This window comes from Aliidiomarina sp., from assembly GCF_022565475.1.
Taxonomy (GTDB): Bacteria; Pseudomonadota; Gammaproteobacteria; order Enterobacterales; family Alteromonadaceae; genus Aliidiomarina.
Genome location: NZ_JAIUMR010000004.1, coordinates 166,375 through 183,841, shown reverse-complemented (window position 1 = coordinate 183,841; position 17,467 = coordinate 166,375). Strand labels below are relative to the sequence as shown.

At 50.0% G+C, this 17,467-nt stretch carries 17 protein-coding genes; 11 read left to right on the top strand and 6 right to left on the bottom strand.

Annotated elements, in window-relative coordinates:
- The first annotated feature begins 5 nt into the window (after positions 1–5).
- Positions 6–692, top strand: a complete 687-nt coding sequence (locus LAT77_RS05560; RefSeq protein ID WP_290563566.1) for a DUF2982 domain-containing protein — start codon at positions 6–8, stop codon at positions 690–692.
- Here the strand turns inward: LAT77_RS05560 and LAT77_RS05555 are convergent.
- Entirely contained in the window at positions 679–1,416 is a 738-nt protein-coding gene (locus LAT77_RS05555) for an EAL domain-containing protein (RefSeq protein ID WP_290563565.1), read from the bottom strand. The genes LAT77_RS05560 and LAT77_RS05555 overlap by 14 nt on opposite strands.
- Before the next feature lie 275 nt (positions 1,417–1,691).
- Here LAT77_RS05555 and LAT77_RS05550 point away from each other — a divergent pair, with 275 nt between their 5' ends.
- The 6 genes from LAT77_RS05550 (at position 1,692) to arcA (ending at position 7,734) form a co-directional block, all read left to right on the top strand.
- Positions 1,692–2,159 carry an ATP-dependent zinc protease gene (locus tag LAT77_RS05550; protein ID WP_290563564.1) on the top strand — a complete coding sequence of 156 codons (468 nt, stop codon included), beginning with the start codon at positions 1,692–1,694 and terminating at the stop codon, positions 2,157–2,159.
- Complete coding sequence (rimK, locus tag LAT77_RS05545) at positions 2,156–3,061, top strand: 30S ribosomal protein S6--L-glutamate ligase (RefSeq protein WP_290563563.1); 906 nt, start codon at positions 2,156–2,158, stop codon at positions 3,059–3,061. The genes LAT77_RS05550 and rimK overlap by 4 nt, the downstream gene beginning before the upstream one ends.
- Positions 3,062–3,096: 35 nt before the next feature.
- Complete coding sequence (locus LAT77_RS05540; RefSeq protein ID WP_290563562.1) at positions 3,097–4,134, top strand: succinylglutamate desuccinylase/aspartoacylase family protein; 1,038 nt, start codon at positions 3,097–3,099, stop codon at positions 4,132–4,134.
- Positions 4,131–5,159, top strand: coding sequence for a class I SAM-dependent methyltransferase (locus tag LAT77_RS05535; RefSeq protein ID WP_290563561.1), 1,029 nt, complete (start codon positions 4,131–4,133; stop codon positions 5,157–5,159). Before LAT77_RS05540 ends, LAT77_RS05535 begins: the two co-directional genes overlap by 4 nt.
- Positions 5,160–5,171: 12 nt before the next feature.
- Positions 5,172–6,860, top strand: coding sequence for an ATP-binding protein (locus LAT77_RS05530; RefSeq protein ID WP_290563560.1), 1,689 nt, complete (start codon positions 5,172–5,174; stop codon positions 6,858–6,860).
- 136 nt (positions 6,861–6,996) lie between these two features.
- Positions 6,997–7,734, top strand: coding sequence for a two-component system response regulator ArcA (arcA, locus tag LAT77_RS05525; RefSeq protein WP_290563559.1), 738 nt, complete (start codon positions 6,997–6,999; stop codon positions 7,732–7,734).
- Between the two features lie 58 nt (positions 7,735–7,792).
- Here the strand turns inward: arcA and LAT77_RS05520 are convergent, their stop codons facing one another.
- Positions 7,793–8,137 (bottom strand): Hpt domain-containing protein, encoded by a 345-nt coding sequence (locus tag LAT77_RS05520; protein ID WP_290563558.1) that lies wholly within the window; start codon positions 8,135–8,137, stop codon positions 7,793–7,795.
- 189 nt (positions 8,138–8,326) lie between these two features.
- Here LAT77_RS05520 and folE2 point away from each other — a divergent pair, with 189 nt between their 5' ends.
- The 4 genes from folE2 (at position 8,327) to LAT77_RS05500 (ending at position 12,689) form a co-directional block, all read left to right on the top strand.
- Positions 8,327–9,250: a GTP cyclohydrolase FolE2 gene (folE2, locus tag LAT77_RS05515; RefSeq protein ID WP_290563557.1), complete on the top strand. Its 924-nt coding sequence runs from the start codon at positions 8,327–8,329 to the stop codon at positions 9,248–9,250.
- A gap of 53 nt (positions 9,251–9,303) precedes the next feature.
- Positions 9,304–10,323: an adenosine kinase gene (locus tag LAT77_RS05510; protein ID WP_290563556.1), complete on the top strand. Its 1,020-nt coding sequence runs from the start codon at positions 9,304–9,306 to the stop codon at positions 10,321–10,323.
- A gap of 40 nt (positions 10,324–10,363) precedes the next feature.
- Positions 10,364–11,737 (top strand): adenosylhomocysteinase, encoded by a 1,374-nt coding sequence (gene ahcY / locus LAT77_RS05505; protein ID WP_290563555.1) that lies wholly within the window; start codon positions 10,364–10,366, stop codon positions 11,735–11,737.
- 370 nt (positions 11,738–12,107) lie between these two features.
- The gene (locus LAT77_RS05500) at positions 12,108–12,689 is read left to right on the top strand and encodes a GNAT family N-acetyltransferase (RefSeq protein ID WP_290563554.1); all 582 of its coding nucleotides are present in this window, start codon (positions 12,108–12,110) and stop codon (positions 12,687–12,689) included.
- Positions 12,690–12,775: 86 nt separating this feature from the next.
- Here LAT77_RS05500 and LAT77_RS05495 read toward each other — a convergent pair whose 3' ends face one another.
- The 4 genes from LAT77_RS05495 to LAT77_RS05480 are packed head-to-tail and all read right to left on the bottom strand — an operon-like array spanning position 12,776 to position 17,462.
- Positions 12,776–14,104 carry an FAD-binding oxidoreductase gene (locus LAT77_RS05495; protein ID WP_290563553.1) on the bottom strand — a complete coding sequence of 443 codons (1,329 nt, stop codon included), beginning with the start codon at positions 14,102–14,104 and terminating at the stop codon, positions 12,776–12,778.
- Positions 14,105–14,131: 27 nt separating this feature from the next.
- Entirely contained in the window at positions 14,132–15,274 is a 1,143-nt protein-coding gene (locus LAT77_RS05490; protein ID WP_290563552.1) for an ABC transporter permease, read from the bottom strand.
- Positions 15,271–16,005 carry an ATP-binding cassette domain-containing protein gene (locus LAT77_RS05485; RefSeq protein WP_290563551.1) on the bottom strand — a complete coding sequence of 245 codons (735 nt, stop codon included), beginning with the start codon at positions 16,003–16,005 and terminating at the stop codon, positions 15,271–15,273. Before LAT77_RS05485 ends, LAT77_RS05490 begins: the two co-directional genes overlap by 4 nt.
- A gap of 2 nt (positions 16,006–16,007) precedes the next feature.
- Positions 16,008–17,462 carry an alpha/beta hydrolase gene (locus LAT77_RS05480; protein WP_290563550.1) on the bottom strand — a complete coding sequence of 485 codons (1,455 nt, stop codon included), beginning with the start codon at positions 17,460–17,462 and terminating at the stop codon, positions 16,008–16,010.
- Between the last annotated feature and the right edge of the window lie 5 nt (positions 17,463–17,467).

The following is a 17,467-nucleotide window of genomic DNA, read 5'->3' as shown; positions in this document are numbered from 1 at the left end:
TCACCATGAAAACAACTCAAATCACGATTCGGCCAAGTAGTAAGCGGCATGGGCAAGTCTTAACCTTGTCCGGCGTCGCGCTGGTTGCATGTTTACTGATTTGGAATTTTGCTCAACCACTCCCTTTGGCCGTACTTATAGTAGCAACCAGTCTGGCCATCGTCCTCAGCGCCATTGGTGTCGCCAAGGTACTCGAACCCGACGCGACCTTTGTCTTCACGCCTCAGGCGATCGCCTATTATCATCGCAAGGGCCATTGGCAACTTAACTGGGACAATATTCTGCGCTTTGACCAACCTCGCCTGCAGCATTTTTTGGAACTGCGCGACATGCCGTATGTGGGTTTTCGAATACATAGCTACCATGAATTTCTCGAAAACATTTCGCAGCGTATGGCGGTACACCTGATGCTTGAACAGCGCAATGTGCTCGTACTGGCGTTGCGCTACCACAAGCCAGACGAGCGTGATTATGCGCATTACTTTGATGTACCACTTAAATATAAAAGTAGTGAGGGGGTTACCTACGAAGGGGTTAAAGCCGCGTTTTGTTGGCGTATGGAGCAACTACGTGAGTTGCTCGGATACGACTTATTGGTCAGCGAAAACGCATTTGACCGCCCGGCTGCGGAATTTGTTAGCTTGCTGCGATCACTGCGTGACACGCGGGCTCAACACCTCAAGTCCGATTGAACGGGTCAGTGAGCGTGTTGATGTGCGGTTTGGCAAAATAATAGCCCTGCATCAGCTCAATTCCTAAGTCTTGCAGTGCTTTCATTTCGTCTTCCACTTCAATGCCTTCGGCAATCACCGTAATATCGAGCTCTTCAGCAACGGCCAAAATACCTTTAATAATCACGCGACTGACGCGCCGCTCATGCAAATTGCGAATCAGCTGCATGTCGAGCTTGATCAAGTCAGGTTGGAAATCAGCAAGTAAGTTCAAACCCGCAAAGCCTTCACCGAAATCGTCGATCGCAGTGAGAAAACCATGTTTTTTATAGGTTTCAAACACCTCCACCAACAGATCATGATTTTCGATCTTCTCATGTTCGGTGACTTCAAAAATAATATTCTGGTGAGGGAAATTCACCTTGCGCGCAGTCTTTAGTGTTCGTTCTAAACAGGTTTCCGGTTCATAAATCGCATTGGGCATGAAATTAATGCTGAGTTTTGACTGCATCGACAACGCCGCAGCACTCTCAATTGCTGTCATGCGACAGGTTTGGTCGAAGGAATAAATATTGTCGGAGGTGATTTGCGCCAACACTTCACCAGCCCCCTGCCCTTGAGCGCCACGAACTAAGGCTTCTTGCGCATAAACTGTACGTTTTGTGATATCAACAATCGGTTGAAACGCCATTTGAATGCCAAACTCTAAACCTTTGTAACAACTGCAGCTATTGCAGGTCGCCATATGTGTTCCTTGTAAAATTTTTGGTTCTGCAATCCAAGACGGACACGATATAATTTGCAGATTATTCACCGATAGCGCAGACTTTGTTTCATGAGCGAGTCACACGAAGCAAATAACAAATTCTGCGGATGTGTCTGACAGAGTACCGAATTTCTGAAGAATGTTACTTTACTATGCACAAATTAGTTCACTTTTGTAATCATGACAATGTAAATTTTAGCGACTACTTTCTCTAAATCATTCATTTTGACGCATAAAATAAATAAGGAATGGCTGTGGCAACAACGGTTCAACACATTGGTAAATCCTATCAGGTCACTGGTTGGAGAGAATGGCTGGCGTTACCCGAGTTAGGGATTAGTAAAATCAAAGCCAAGGTCGATACCGGTGCGCGGACATCCTGCTTGCATGCGTTTAAGCTCGAACCGTTCGAACGTGACGGTCAAGGGTGGTTGCGGATTTGGATGCACCCAATTCAAAACGACTTAACCGAACAAGTCTGTGAGGCACCGATCCTGGAACAAAGGCAGGTCACCGACTCTGGCGGCCATAAGGAAATGCGCTATGTTATTCGCACCTTAGTCGTAATAGGCCAAGGCGACACCCAACAATCATTCCCAGCTGAACTGACATTAACAAACCGTGATACAATGAAATTTCGGATGCTACTCGGTCGTCAGGCATTGAATGGGCGATTTCTTGTTAATCCACAGGCTTCATATTTACAAGGACTTCCAGCATGAGAATTGCGATTCTTTCCCGCAATAAACATCTCTATTCAACGCGTCGACTTATTGAAGTAGGTGAAGAGCGCGGGCATGAAATGCATGTCCTCGATCCATTGCGTTGTTACATGAACATTAACGCTAAAGAGCCAGAAATTCATATGCGTGGCGTTGAATTACCGCAATTCGATGCGGTGATCCCACGCATTGGTGCTTCTGTCACCTTTTATGGAACTGCAGTATTACGTCAGTTCGAAATGATGGGCACCTATCCACTGAATGAATCGGTTGCGATCAGTCGTAGTCGCGACAAACTGCGCTCACTGCAATTACTTTCGCGCAAAGGCATTGGTTTGCCGGTGACAGGTTTTGCCAGTAAACCCTCAGACATTCCCGATCTGATCGACATGGTCGGTGGTGCGCCATTAGTGATTAAATTGTTGGAAGGCACGCAAGGCATCGGTGTGGTTCTCGCCGAAACGCGCAAAGCAGCAGAAAGCGTGATCGAAGCATTTATGGGCTTAAATGCTCATTTCATGGTGCAAGAATATATTAAAGAAGCAGGCGGTGCTGATATACGCTGCTTCGTGATTGGTGACAAAGTCATTGCCGCGATGAAGCGCCAAGCCAAACCGGGTGAGTTTCGTTCCAACTTACATCGCGGTGGTAGTGCGACGTTAGTCAAACTTAGCCCTGCGGAGCGTTCAACTGCGGTTAAAGCAGCGAAAACAATGGGGCTCAACGTTGCCGGTGTCGATCTCTTAAGGTCCAATCACGGTCCTCTGGTGATGGAAGTTAACTCGTCTCCCGGACTCGAAGGCATTGAGAGTGCAACGGACAAAGACGTTGCTACGCAAATTATTACGTTCATCGAAAAGAACGCTAAACAACACAAAACACGCACCAAGGGGCGCGGCTAAGCCGCCCCAAAGTCGTTCTTTAGAGGATTGATGACATGGCGCGTAAACGCAGTCAGCCATTTCAGTTGGGCGATATTCAAATCGCTCCTGGTACCCAAGAGCGGGTCTTACTTCCTGCTGCTCGACTTTATTCAGACACGCCCCTCGACTTGCATGTTGAAGTACTCCATGGCACTAAGCCCGGACCCGTACTTCTGGTTTGCGCAGCCATTCACGGCGACGAACTCAATGGCATTGAAATCTGCCGACGTCTGATACAACTTATCGATCCGAAAGAGCTGACCGGGACGTTACTGGTCGTGCCCGTGGTCAACATGTTTGGCTTTATTCAACAAACTCGCTACTTACCCGACCGGCGCGACCTTAATCGCTGTTTTCCGGGCTCTGAACGCGGCGCTCTTGGAAGTCGTCTAGCATTTCTCTTTCGCACCCAATTAGTCGAACGTGCAACCCACATTATCGACCTGCACACGGGTGCCGTTCACCGCAGCAACTTGCCGCAAATTCGAGTGAATTTTGATAATGACGAAGCAAAATCGATGGCGGCTGCATTTAACTGCCCGGTGATTATGAATTCGAAAGATCGGGATGGCTCCTTGCGTTCAACCGCCAGCGAACTTGGTATTCCGCTTATTCTGTATGAGGCCGGTGAAGCACTGCGGTTTGATTACGCCTCGATTAAAGCGGGTGTGAACGGTGTGACCAACGTGATGAAAATGCTAAAAATGATGAAAGGCCGACGCACGCGCAAGAAAGTTACACCCGTCTATTCACAACGCTCGGTCTGGATGCGCAGCGAGGGCGACGGCTTAGTCATTTTGAAAGTCGATCTCGGTCAACAAGTTAACCGTGGCCAGCTACTTGCACACATCGCACCGCCCCATGGTGGCGAACATACCTCGGTCTATTCTTCGGTCAGTGGCATTGTCATTGGCATCAGTAATATTCCGGTCAGTAATGAGGGTGAAGCACTCTTTCATGTCGCCTGTTTTGACGCTGACGAAATTCCTTTAGCCACTGAAATGGTTGAAACGTTTGTTGAAGCTTACCCTGACCGCCTGAGTGACGAATGACAGCTATAGCCCACACCCAATTATTAATGCGCCAACTTGATGTTTTGCCATCAGGTAAATTACTTCTCGTCCATCCGCCTGCACAGCAAGCGACGACATTGCAGCAATCAGGGTTTACAACCCTCAGCTGGCATTTGCACGCCAGTGATGCCTATCAAGGTGGTTCTGACGATATCCTTGCGCCATTTCTCGCTGAGCCGCTAGCAGTTGACGCCGTCGTCGTAAATGTTCCGAAAGAAAAACAGTTGGTACACATGCTGATGGCTAACCTTGCTGCCGTTCTGCCGGTGCAAACACCGATCTTCTTAATCGGCCATAAAGACAGCGGCATTCAGTCTTACATTAAATCGCCATTTGTTGGCTATAGCGCGAATGAAAAGCTCGCCAGTGGCAATCATTGCCAACTGCTGCGCTGTGAGCTCAAAACAGCAATTTCATTTAACCCTGACACTTACTTATCAAGTTATCCGTTGCCGGCTGACTTTGGCGGCATGACAATTTTTAACTACCCCGGTGTTTTTAGTCAAAACCGTTTAGATGGTGGTAGTGACTTACTGCTGCGCACGCTTTATCAGCAGCCTGTTACTGCCTGCAGCGGCGACCTACTCGACTTTGCTTGCGGAGCCGGCGTCATTGCAGCAGCCTTGCAGCATCGCGTTGTCGCCAAGTCGATTACTGGTATCGATATCAACACGTTAGCGTTAGCCGCCGCCGAAAAAACCTTGGCGCCTTTGGCGGAGCATGTCACCTTGCTAGCCAGCGACGGACTTGCTGTTTTAAAGCAGCAAACAACCGTAAAATACGATTGTATTGTCACCAACCCACCGTTTCATGCCGGTCGACAAACCGATTACGCCATCACGCAAAACTTTATTCGCCAATGCCGTCAATACCTCAAACCTGGCGGGAAATTATTTCTCGTCGGCAATAGCTTTTTACCCTATCGTGACGTCTTGGCAACCACATTTAAACAAGTTCATGTGCTTGCCGATAATCGCAAGTTCACCGTTTGGGCGGCGAGTTAATGACCGTTGCATATGGCTAAAGTCGACATCACCAAGGAAAAACACCAACGCCCGCTGAGCCAACGACTTTACACATTGGCATTTGGCTTAGTCGCTATTGTAATGCTGTTATACGCAGCGTTGACAACACTGGTGATTTCCAATAGCGAACGCAATCGATTAATTGAACAAGGTGAAATGATCGCCCAACAACTCGCGTTGAAAGCCTCGGCGATGCAGCTGAACGCTGATGAAGCTATTGCTCTATTGCAAGGTTTAGCTGCGATTGATGCCGTTTTGCATGCACACATTTACGCTGAAGGAAGCGGCGACGCTGCACTGGAAGTGACAGCTAGCTACAACCAGCCTGGCCGCGCGGCGTTGCCATCACAAGCGGAACAATTGACTGAGATCAGTCCTTATCAATTCGTTGGCAATATTCTCGAAGTCGTGCAGCCCATCCAAATCACGCGCCGACAAAGCACGTCCGCCAACATCGGTTATGTCTACCTGCGGATGTCTCAAGATACATCGCAAGCCTTTACGCAGCGTCATTTTTTAGTCAGTCTTGGTGGTATTGCTTCAGTCCTTATTGCCCTTTTCATCGCCCTGCAATTTTACCAACGTCATGTTCAAAGCAGTGTGCAAAGTTTTAGCCGTTCGCTGAGTCGAGCAATTATTGATCACAAGGTCGATTTACTTCATGACCAGCCGATCGCCGACGAATTTTATGAACTTCGTTTACAAATACACCGGCTGTTAGAAAAATTTCGTCACGAACGGCGCTACGCAGCACATAGTGCCGATCAAGCTCGGTCCGCTTATGACAAACTCGAAAAAGAAGTCCGCGAACGGACCAATAGCCTCCGCGAGGTCAACCAAAAGCTCAGCGAGGCCATGCTTGAGTTGAGCCGTTATCAACAACATCTGCGTGAACAGGACAAGCTTGCAGCCGTATGTGCTTCTCTTGAACAGTTTGCCTATCAAATTGAACAGCCCTTGAGTGACGCCAATTTTGCATTCTTGCGTTTACAATCTGAACTCAATCAGTCGAATGCGGATGCGGCGGCAACCGGCCAATCAGAACACGCCGATTTTATATTCAAACACATCACTGATCAGCTAGCCTCAGGTTTGCGTGAACTCAACCAGATGTCACGATTAATCGATCACTATCAACAACTCAGCAGCGTCTATCGCACCGTTAAACAGCGACAAATCGCACTGACTGTATTCGGCCAAGAACTCGAGTATCAGTTCAGCCACGAACTGCGAATACCTGAGACTGTTCGCCTCAGCTGTGACGTCGACAGTGATGAGGTGGTTTATCTATCGACGTCGCTACTCGAACAAACTCTTACGGAACTGGCTAAAAATGCTGTTCAGCATGCCCTCATCAAAGGCGTTCACACGCAGACCCAACCGCTGCTTGTGCAGATCCACATCACCAGCACGGAAGAGCATGTCATCATAACCGTCAGCGACAACGGCTGCGGCCTCAGCAAATCGGAACTTGAATCAGTGCGCACGGCAACTATGCAGTCAACCGACATGTCGCTGAGTTCAGGCCTTGGGCTGATTCGTGTTTCACAGTGGGTTAGTCGATTACCTGAAGGCAGTCTTGATATTCAATCAACGCCTTACTCAAAAGCTGACGCGTCCCATAGCCACGGCACCATTATTACCCTGACGCTGAGTAAACAAACCGAAAAGTCGACCTAATTTCGAGATTTCAAGCTAAAATGTTAAAAATTCGGGGAACTTACTTGCAATAACAAGGCCATAGACCCTATTCTATTATATTAATTGTTATTCTCAATGCGTCGAGTTTGCCTAGCTAGCGGAGATCGGAAACAGCATGAAACAAAAAATAAACGTTAAACTTCTGATCGTGGAAGACGAGGTGGTCACCCGACAAACACTTACTCGCCTGTTCCAACAGGAAGGATACGAAGTGTTTGATGCAGCTGATGGCCGTCAAATGGAACACATTATGGCGCAGCAACAAATCGACATTATCATTATGGATGTCAATTTGCCGGGCCAAAGTGGCCTCGAACTCGCTGAATCGCTGCGCGAACAAAACAACATCGGCTTGGTCTTTTTGACTGGCCGAGACAGTGATGACGATCGTTTGTTAGCGCTTGAGCTTGGTGCAGACGACTATCTCATCAAGCCATATAATCCGCGTGAACTCACCGTCCGAGTGCGCAACTTGGCGCGTCGTATCGAACAAATTAACGATTCCAAAGAGACGGAAGTTGAAGGCAGTAAACAATACCATTTCAGCGGCTGGGTGCTCGACTGCGATAGCCGCTGCCTGTACTCGCCAGACAGAAAGATGTTCCGCTTACCAAAAAGTGAATATCGTGCTTTAGAGTTATTTCTAACGCAGCCGGGCAAAATTCATGACCGCGACACCCTAGTGCGGAAGATGCTTGACCGTGAGTTGCGCCCAAATGACCGCACTGTCGATGTCGCCATCCGTCGTATTCGTCGGCACTTTGAAGCGCATCCAGATACGCCTAACCTGATCACCACGATTCATGGCGAAGGCTATCGTTTCGTTGGCGATGTGCATATTAAAACTGCTTAACACTGTTTTAGTGACAAGAGCCTCGCCCGTGCGAGGCTTTTTTATTGGCGCGAGTAGATTAAAGGCCTGAAACAAGCGCTTTACAGTCTTGCTCAAACAACGCTGGCCAAGTCGCGAGTGTTTCCTCGACGTCAGACCATTGCCACGATTCTTTTTCGAGCCATTCCATTACCAAGCCAACTCGATTTAAGCCAAGAGACCGGCAACTCCCTTTCATTTTGTGTGCCTGAGCGCGGGTTGCCTTTTCATTTTGGCTCGCCACATGCGTCTGTAATTCATCAATATACTGAGGCATAACCCGCTGTAACATGGCCACGCTGTCGGCCAAACCGGTCGCACCAAGTAACGATCGGTACTGGCCGATAAGGTCCCAATCAATTGCTGACTTATTTGCTGAACTCATTCAATCCAAATCCCCGTCTGTGTACGTAGTAAGGCCATACTATATCGCGACTTACTGTTTTACGCTTATTTTCAATCTAATTTGCCACCAATTACAGATAAATTCCGCGATGATGGTGATGTTCAGGCCGCATTTGTTGTATAATTTGCGGTCACGTTTTTGAAAATGCAGAAAAGCGGAGACGAATGCATGCCGACATCAATGCCGGATATTGCCAACCAAGCGCAAGCACAAACCGAAGGAACGCTCGACTGGGTCGGCATGAGCCAGATCGAAATGCCGATAACGATCGCCAGTGAAGCGGGTTTGCCACAACAAGTGGGCGCACGCATTGAAGCGTTTGTTAGCTTGGACGATCCAAAAGCAAAAGGCATTCACATGTCGCGGCTTTATTTAGCCGTCGACGAACTTGCCAATGATAACGTCCTCAGTGGAAGCAGCATCAAAGCGCTTCTAGCGACATTTATTTCAACCCACGAAGGCTTAAGCCAGTCTGCTCGTGTGTCGTTTAGTTTCGAATATCTATTGCGCCGCAAATCGCTCGTCAGTGGTAAGCAAGGTTGGAAAGGTTACCCGATTGCTATCAGTGCTGAACGCGTTGGCGATCGCGTTGAGCTAGAGCTTGAAGTTGGTGTAACCTACTCGTCGACCTGCCCTTGCTCAGCAGCGCTCGCACGGCAGCTAATTCAAGATGCCTTCCGTAGCCGTTTCGGCGACGACGAAGCGAGTAATGAAGAAATTGTCGAGTGGCTCGGTACCACAGAAGGTATCGTTGCGACCCCGCATAGCCAGCGCTCACTCGCGGAAGTGAAGGTTAAGTTAAGTGACGAGGTTGACATTTTACCCATAGTCGCACTTATTGACCGCATTGAAAACTCACTCAAAACACCGGTTCAAGCCGCGGTAAAACGCGAAGACGAACAGGAGTTTGCTCGCCTGAATGGACAAAACTTAATGTTTTGTGAAGATGCGGCCCGGCGACTCCAGCATGAGTTGGATAAGAATCCTACCGTATTGGATTTTCGTGTGCGCGTGAACCATTACGAATCATTACACGCCCATGACGCCGTGAGTATTACAACAAAAGGAATTTCTGGCGGATATCGTCCATAAATTCGTGTACAATATTCGGCCTTAATTTTAACTCAGCTAGCGAATCGAGCGTAATGAAGACTTACGACGTAATCGGCGTGGGAAACGCCTTGGTCGATCAAGAATTTAAAGTCACTGACGAGTTCTTGACGCGCCATAATATTGAAAAAAGCATTATGACCCTGTTGGACGAAGCCCAGCAGCAATTGCTATTGGCCGAACTGCACAAGGAATTCACCCTGGAAAAGCGTGTCGGTGGCGGTTCTGCGGCAAACAGCTTAGTCGCCTTCAGCCAGTTCGGTGGTAAAGCATTCTACTGCTGTAAAGTTGCAAATGACGACGATGGGAACTTTTACCAGCAGGATCTCGACCGCGCTGGCGTTGCTACCCATTTGGTCAAACAAAATAACGACGGTCACACCGGCAAGTGTGTCGTTATGGTCACGCCCGATGCGGAACGAACCATGTGTACGTTTCTCGGCATCACCATCGACTTTTCAACGGACGAATTAGAACCGGCGGTCGTTGCTGATTCGCAGTACTTGTACATCGAAGGCTACTTAGCAACTTCCGAAATCGCTCGTGCAGCGGTTCGTGAAGCGCGTGACGTTGCGGAAAAGAACAATACGAAAATCGCTTTAACCTTCTCTGACTCATCCATGGTGAAGTATTTCAAGGAAGGCTTAGACGAATTCTTGACCCCAGGTGTCGACGTCCTCTTTTGTAACCAAGAAGAAGCGGAAATTTATACCGGGAAAGAAGGCATCGAGCCGGCCATGGAAGCGTTGTTGCAGTTTGCCCGTCAGGTCGTGATTACCCGAGGCAAGAATGGTGCCCTGATCGGCACCAAAGAACGTCGCATTCAGGTGCCTGGTTTTAAAGTGCAAGCGATTGACACCAATGGCGCCGGTGACATGTTTGCTGGCGCGTACTTATTCGGCATTACCCAAGGCTTAACGCCTGCCCAAGCTGGCACACTTGCCAGTCGCTCCGCTGCTGCAGTAGTGAGTAACTATGGCCCGCGTTTAAGTATCGAACAACAGCAGGATATTCTTGCTGAACTGAACTTAGTGGAAGAACTTGCTGCCTCGTGAAGGCAGCAAGTGTCCCATACAACTGATTGAGAGTCCTAACATGACCGCATTTCAAGATTATAAAGTCGCTGACATCAGCCTCGCCGATTACGGCCGTAAAGAAATTCAAATCGCAGAGTCAGAGATGCCTGCGTTAATGGCAATCCGCAATAAGTATAAAGCCAGCCAGCCACTTCAAGGCGCGCGTATTATTGGTTGTATTCACATGACCATTCAAACTGCCGTGCTGATTGAAACCTTAGTCGACTTAGGTGCCGAAGTGCGTTGGTCATCCTGTAATATCTTCTCAACCCAGGATCACGCTGCTGCTGCAATTGCCGCTGCTGGTATTCCAGTGTTCGCGTGGAAAGGCGAAACCGAAGAAGAGTACGAGTGGTGTCTTGAGCAAACCTGTATGAAAGACGGCCAGCCTTGGGACGCCAACATGGTGCTCGACGACGGCGGTGACGTGACACTGTTGATTCACGAAAAATTCCCAGCCATGTTGGAGAAAATTCATGGTATCACTGAAGAAACCACCACAGGTGTGCATCGCTTAGTCGAAATGTTGAAGAAAGGTACGTTAAAAGTGCCTGCAATCAACGTTAACGACTCTGTCACCAAATCAAAGAACGACAACAAATACGGTTGCCGTCACTCGCTGAATGACGCCATTAAGCGCGCCACCGACCATTTGTTGTCTGGCAAGAAAGCTTTGGTTGTCGGTTACGGTGACGTGGGTAAAGGTTCAGCTGCTTCATTGCGTCAAGAAGGCATGATCGTCAAGGTCACTGAAGTCGACCCAATCTGTGCCATGCAGGCGTGTATGGACGGCTACGAAGTGGTGTCACCCTACGTTGACGGCATCAACAGCAACGACGGTTCAACGATTAATCACGAATTGCTCGGCAACACCGACTTAATCGTCACCACCACCGGTAACGTTAACGTCTGTGACCGTTACATGCTAGCTGCCCTGAAAAAAGGCGCTGTGGTCTGTAACATCGGTCACTTCGACAACGAAATCGACACTGCGTTTATGCGCAAAAACTGGCGTTGGGAACAAGTGAAACCACAGGTTCACACGGTATTCCGTTCTGACGACAGCAGCGACTACTTAATCCTGCTTTCGGAAGGTCGTCTAGTGAACTTAGGTAACGCAACGGGCCACCCAAGCCGCATTATGGACGGTTCATTCGCTAACCAAGTCCTTGCACAAATTCATTTGTTCGAGCAAAAGTTTGCCGACATGTCTGCAGCCGACAAGGCCAAGCACTTAACCGTCGAAGTGTTACCAAAACAACTCGACGAAGAAGTTGCTCGCTACATGGTCGAAGGCTTCGGTGGCGTCATCACCAAAATGACTCAAAACCAAGCCGACTACATTGGCGTACCGGTCGAAGGGCCATTCAAGCCAGACACCTACCGCTACTAACAAAAAGGGGCTTCGGCCCCTTTTTTGTGCCCACCGCTGCGGTGTGCGATGCGGACGCCACTTGCTTGCTCTTTGCTGCGATGTGCAATATTGATGCCCGCAGATCGATCATGGCTGTGGCGTTCACAGGGGGAGCTGCAAAGCACTCAGCGCGAGTGCGGACGAGGGGCTCGTTCTGAGAATGTCGTCGCCATGGATGGCGACGCCATAGCGCTACAAGGACGTACTTGAGCGATCTCAGAATGAGCCCCTCGGTAGCACGGAAGCTGAGTGCTTCGTAACACGGAAGCTGAGTGCTTCGTAGCAAGCAAGCTGAGTGTTCAGCCATTGTCTAAGCTCTCTTCCAATGGGTATAATGGCGCAAATAATAATGAGAGAGTGGCGTATGGCGCGGTTAAGTTTTCGGCAGATGCAAGAGACGGATTTCGAGGCGGTTATCGAGCTGGGGAATAAAGTGCATGGTGAGAATTATTTGACGCCAGAGAATTTGGCAGACTTTTATTCGCGCGGCCAAACCGAGTGTGGGCGCAATTTGCATTGGCTGGCCTATGCCGACAATGAGCTCGTGGGTATTCGTATTACCTTTGCACCGAATCAGTGGCCCGTCGATCGGCATTGTACGCCTGAGAAGTGGCCGTTCAGCGCCGACCAACTGTGTTATTTCAAATGCTCCGCAGTCGACCCAGATTTTCAGGGTGGTGGCGTGGGCAAATCGTTACTCATGCATTCCATTATTGAAGCGCAAGGTGCTGGTTGTTTAGGTGGCTTGGCGCATATCTGGAAGCAAAGTCCAAACAACAGTGCGTTTGAATACTTTAGTCGTTGTGGTGGCGAGTTAATTTCCGAACATCAAAATCGCTGGCTGCAGTCTTCTTTAGACGAGGGCTACTATTGCCCGGTGTGTGACGGCGACTGCTATTGCACAGCCGCCGAAATGCTCTTGCATTTTTAATCCTGGTACGGTCAATACTGATGACCTAGCTGGCGCACAATGCATAAGGACTTTTACGTCCAGAATTCAAGCTCAAAATGCGTAGGTTACGAGCCAAACCAGCGTTGCCACTGATACAAGCCCCGAAGCGCAACGCGCCGCAGCTGCGGCATTGGGTATTTCGGTAACGGAGTCTGATAAAACGGTAAGGCTGGCAAGGTCTCTCCAGCAGCGAGTTGAGCTAAACGCTTACCCGCTAAACTTGCAAAGGCAACACCGGCTCCGCAATAACCTGCGCTCGTATACACCCCTGGACTCGGACTGAAGACCCGTGGTATCGAGTCGAGTGCAACTGAAATCCAGCCACTCCAAAAATAGTCCGCATATAGCCCGTCCAGTTGTGGGAAGGTTTGCACCAAGGCACGCTCGAGTCGTTGTCGCTGGCGTCCGCTTTCGGCGTCTTTACCGCGCACAGCACCGCGTCCGCCGAAGAGAATCCGACCGTCAGGTAGGAGGCGGTAATAATATTTCAGTAGGCGCGTATCCATCACCAAATCATTCACGGTCAAGCCGAGCATTTGTTGCTCGACTGCGTTCAATGGCCGACTTACCAAGATACTCGATAACACCGGAAACTGGCGCTGGGCGATATCGGCAAATGGCTGACTCGGTAAATAGCCATTTGTACAGACTAATGCTTGTCGGCAGCGTATGCTTGAGCCTGCGGCTTCCAGCTGGTGCGTGCCATCGCCGAGCGCTTGCCAATGTGTGACGGGGTGGCCGCTGACGATAGTAACGCCGGCCTGCTTTGCTTGCTCTAAATACACCGCGGTTAATGCACGCGGGTTTAACGCTGCTGCTGGCGTTAAGGCTAATCCGCCATGTCCCCAAGGCAAGCCAGGAATCTGTTGTTTTAACGATTCTGCCGTCAGCCATTCGGCATCGAGCAAGGTGGGTTCATATGCAGGCTGTTGGTCGTGTAAGATCTGTGCTGCTTTGGAATTATGCGCGACGCGCAAGTAGCGCGCATGGGTGAAGTCACAATGATAGTCACTGTCGTCGATGGCTTGGTGAACGTGGGCAATACTGGCGGCGAATTCATTTTGCACCGCTTGAGCAACGTCCTCACCAAATTTTTTACGGTAGTCTTGAAACCCTAAACGGCCGCTGCCCGGCAGTAAAAAGCCAGCATTTCGTGAACTTGCGCCGGCACCGATGCTGCCCGCTTCCAATAAAACAACATGCTTGTTGTAGTCTCGGGCTAACGTAACAGCTGCATTAAGACCGGTATAGCCAGCACCAATGACGACGATGTCGGCTTGTGCCGGCAGGGCCACCGAGTCCGTATCCGGAAACGGTGTCACTGCTTGCCAGTAGGTCGCCATGCCTGCCTCGTGAAAGGCAGGTATGGCTTTACTGGTCAGTGGATCATACATGGACAATCCCTATTTGAATGTTCGCATTTATAAACCAAAGATCACTTTTTCACTTTTCAGCATGCGCGTCACTACCCAAACCAGTAGGGCGGTCAATGCCAAGGTCACGAGAGCTCCAGCACCGACATGTAGCCAGTTAATCGCTTGCCCGCCAATGGTATTCAGCAGCACTTGGTGTTGAGATGTCACCGGCAATACGCTCAGTAACGGGTGCTCGACGCGGCTAAATTCGATACCGAAAATCACGGCGACTGGAATGAACATGACCAGCGAGATATAGGTTTGAGCTTCTTTGAACGACTTCGCCCGAAAACTAACAAAAAGCTGCAAAATACTCGCCAACAGCGCCAGCGGTATCAGTGTCACGATCATTTGCACTTGGCTCGCAGCAGACAAACTAAACTCAATGCCGAGTTTTTCCAATGGTACAAACACGAACACCAAGGGGATCATCAAGATACTCAGCACTGCACCAACAAACGCAAAGGTCGCTGCTGCTCCGGCTTTCGCCATGACTAACCAATGGGTAGGTATGGGTTGCGCCAGTAGGAACTCCAGTGAATTACGCTCTCGTTCACCAGCGCTCGTATCGATCGCCACGTTCATGCCCGAGAAGAAAATAGCCATTAACACAAACACCATGACGGTGCCCAAAATCAAAGCGGCACGCGACTCTTTCGTTGCCGTGTCTTGTTTGTCGACAACCAACGGACGAATCACTTCGGCACTGACGCCACGCAAGGTCAAACGTTGCGCGGCAATGGTACTACTGTACTCGCGAATTGCGGACTCAACACGGTTGCGTTGACTGCTGTCGCTGCGCACTGAATAGTCGGCACGGACGATAATTTCAATCATTTCCGCGCGCGCCAATTTGGCTTGGTAATCGTCTGGAATAATCACGTCGATATCACGTGCCTTATTCTCTTCCGTGCCGGCAAAGACACGGCGCGAATTGAGAAAATCAACGAACGCCGGCGCATGTTCGGCGCCTTCGATATTGACGTAGACATCGCTCTCAGACACCGCATCATTAATAATTGCCATAAACGCAACGGCCATGAGCACCGGTCCAAAAAACGCGTACGACATAGCAGCCATCAGGCTGCGGCGATCCCGAATGGCATCGAGCATTTCTTTGCGCCAAATAGTAAAAAATAGCGATTTCATAGCATGATGCCCTCTTCGGTTCCGATTAACTGCACAAAGGCTTCTTCAAAGCTGCTTTGGCCAGTACGTTCACACAGTTCCTGTGGTGTACCTTCCGCCACGACCTGTCCTGCGACCATGATCACAACGCGGTCACAGAGTGCCGCGACTTCTTGCATGACATGGCTGGAGAACAAGATACAGCGCCCCTGTTCACGCAAACGGTATAAAAGCTCGCGCAATATGCGCGTGCTCATCACGTCAAGGCCTCGGCTGGGCTCGTCGAGGATTAAGTTTTGTGGTTGGTGCACAATGGCTTGGCCAAGCGCGACTTTCATGCGTTGACCTTGGGAAAACCCAGCGGTCTTGCGATCGGCAATATCCTGCATGCCCAAGTCATCGATGACTTTCTGCACCGCCTCTGCACCGGTTTTTCCATGTAAACCATGTAATGCGGCAAAATAAGCAATATGCTCGCGGGCCGTTAACCGTTCTTGCAAACCGAATTTATCAGGAAAGATACCAATGCGGCGACGCACTTCTAATGGCTCCTGACTGGCATCAATTTGGTCGACCATTGCGGTGCCTTGGTCGGCATGAATTAAACCATAGATACTGCGTAAACAGGTGGTTTTACCGGCGCCGTTCGGGCCCAATAAACCAGTAATCTCGCCGTCTTTTGCCTCGAACGACAAACCACGCAGCGCTTTCACGTCTTTATAAGACTTCTCGAGTCCTTGTGTAGTAATCATGCTTACATCCCCGCTGCGTTAACGTTGCGTACAAACGGTAACAACCGCGTTTGCTCTAAACATGTGCCATCCACTTCCGCCGAAGGATTCTGTAAAAAGCGGTCGATCATGCGATTGGCACAAGTGTGGCTGAAAATCGTGTGGCCACCGTGTTCAGCGACAAAGTGCTGGCTGTTGGGTAAAGTTTCTGCGGCTAAATCACCCCATTCAGGTGGCGTTACTGGATCTTGTCGTCCTGACAACAGTAACGTTGGAATGGTGCTATGGACTGGCTCCGCGTGCGCAGTGCCTGCTAACTGCTCGACCGGCCAACCGTCACACATGCGTTGAAACTCACGGGCGACACTGCCGCCAATAAAACGGTTATCGGCATCACGCGCCAATAGCTCGGCGTCGGCTCGCGGTAAGTCTTCTTGGCACAACACGGACATCATCAAGCCCATGTACAAAGGTGAATTGGTCTCAAAGCTGCCCGCTAAACCGCTAATGGGTCGCCAGTTGCCGTTTGCCGCTTCGCGAATCGCTAGCGGCATCAGCTGCCGTGAGCGCGGTGAATAAAGTGCGGCGCGCAAAATACTGGCTAATCGTGTTGCGGTCACCAATACTTCATGTGGCTCGTCACTTCGGGCATCACGAATGGTCAAACGCTGCGGCTGTTCAAGTAGCTGTTCGCGCAGTGCATAGTAGGTTGCGCTGATATCGCCAAATTCTTCTAAACAGCCTTCTTGGGCAGCACAATCCGCGTTCATAATGTCAAACGCGCGTTGGCTAAAGGTCCCGAACGGGCCAATCACCACTTGCGTTGGTGCGAGGCCGTCAAGTACTACACTGCGCAATGACTCTGGTTTCTCTCGCATCCAAACAAGGCCGGCGCGCGTGCCATAAGAACCGCCATATAAATTGACCTGCTGATAGCCCAATGCAGCCCGGACACTATCGAAATCGCGAATTGCGTTGACTGTATTGTAGTGTTGAAAGTCAATATCCTGTTGGCTTTGAATATCCGCCGCGCAGCCAGCAGCAATGCCGGTCAGGTCAACTTGGTCGTCTGGAACCAACATGTCGCCTAAATCGCCTAACGGACACTCAAGCGGGTTGGACTGTCCAGTACCACGTTGGTCAACGAGGATAATATCGCGTGTTTGCCGCACGTCGCGGAAAAGCTGCGCAACGACAGAAGTGAGTTCCGTCGCAGCTTGGCCTGGCCCACCCGCAAGAAAGAACACTGGGTCGCTGGTCCGTCCCGAACTCACTGCGGGCAAACGCACCACGTATAAGTCGAGGGTGCGGCCTTGAGGCTCGGCATAATTTTCAGGCACGGTATAGAAACCGCATTCCACTTGTTCGGCAAGTCCTTGTACATGACAAGGCTCCATGACCAAGCGCTGATTGCTTGCCATGGCAGAGTTGCTCGCGGCGTGAAGCACAACAAGTGCCGTTGCCGCGACTATGCTCATCGCCG

Bases quoted from the DNA above. Each gene is read 5' to 3' on its own strand.
- LAT77_RS05500 (WP_290563554.1), top strand. From the start codon at position 12,108: ATGAGAGAGTGGCGTATGGCGCGGTTAAGTTTTCGGCAGATGCAAGAG.
- LAT77_RS05495 (WP_290563553.1), bottom strand. From the start codon at position 14,104: ATGTATGATCCACTGACCAGTAAAGCCATACCTGCCTTTCACGAGGCA.
- ahcY (WP_290563555.1), top strand. From the start codon at position 10,364: ATGACCGCATTTCAAGATTATAAAGTCGCTGACATCAGCCTCGCCGAT.
- folE2 (WP_290563557.1), top strand. From the start codon at position 8,327: ATGCCGACATCAATGCCGGATATTGCCAACCAAGCGCAAGCACAAACC.
- LAT77_RS05490 (WP_290563552.1), bottom strand. From the start codon at position 15,274: ATGAAATCGCTATTTTTTACTATTTGGCGCAAAGAAATGCTCGATGCC.
- LAT77_RS05510 (WP_290563556.1), top strand. From the start codon at position 9,304: ATGAAGACTTACGACGTAATCGGCGTGGGAAACGCCTTGGTCGATCAA.
- LAT77_RS05530 (WP_290563560.1), top strand. From the start codon at position 5,172: ATGGCTAAAGTCGACATCACCAAGGAAAAACACCAACGCCCGCTGAGC.
- LAT77_RS05480 (WP_290563550.1), bottom strand. From the start codon at position 17,462: ATGAGCATAGTCGCGGCAACGGCACTTGTTGTGCTTCACGCCGCGAGC.
- rimK (WP_290563563.1), top strand. From the start codon at position 2,156: ATGAGAATTGCGATTCTTTCCCGCAATAAACATCTCTATTCAACGCGT.
- LAT77_RS05535 (WP_290563561.1), top strand. From the start codon at position 4,131: ATGACAGCTATAGCCCACACCCAATTATTAATGCGCCAACTTGATGTT.
- LAT77_RS05560 (WP_290563566.1), top strand. From the start codon at position 6: ATGAAAACAACTCAAATCACGATTCGGCCAAGTAGTAAGCGGCATGGG.
- LAT77_RS05540 (WP_290563562.1), top strand. From the start codon at position 3,097: ATGGCGCGTAAACGCAGTCAGCCATTTCAGTTGGGCGATATTCAAATC.
- LAT77_RS05520 (WP_290563558.1), bottom strand. From the start codon at position 8,137: ATGAGTTCAGCAAATAAGTCAGCAATTGATTGGGACCTTATCGGCCAG.
- LAT77_RS05485 (WP_290563551.1), bottom strand. From the start codon at position 16,005: ATGATTACTACACAAGGACTCGAGAAGTCTTATAAAGACGTGAAAGCG.
- LAT77_RS05555 (WP_290563565.1), bottom strand. From the start codon at position 1,416: ATGGCGACCTGCAATAGCTGCAGTTGTTACAAAGGTTTAGAGTTTGGC.
- arcA (WP_290563559.1), top strand. From the start codon at position 6,997: ATGAAACAAAAAATAAACGTTAAACTTCTGATCGTGGAAGACGAGGTG.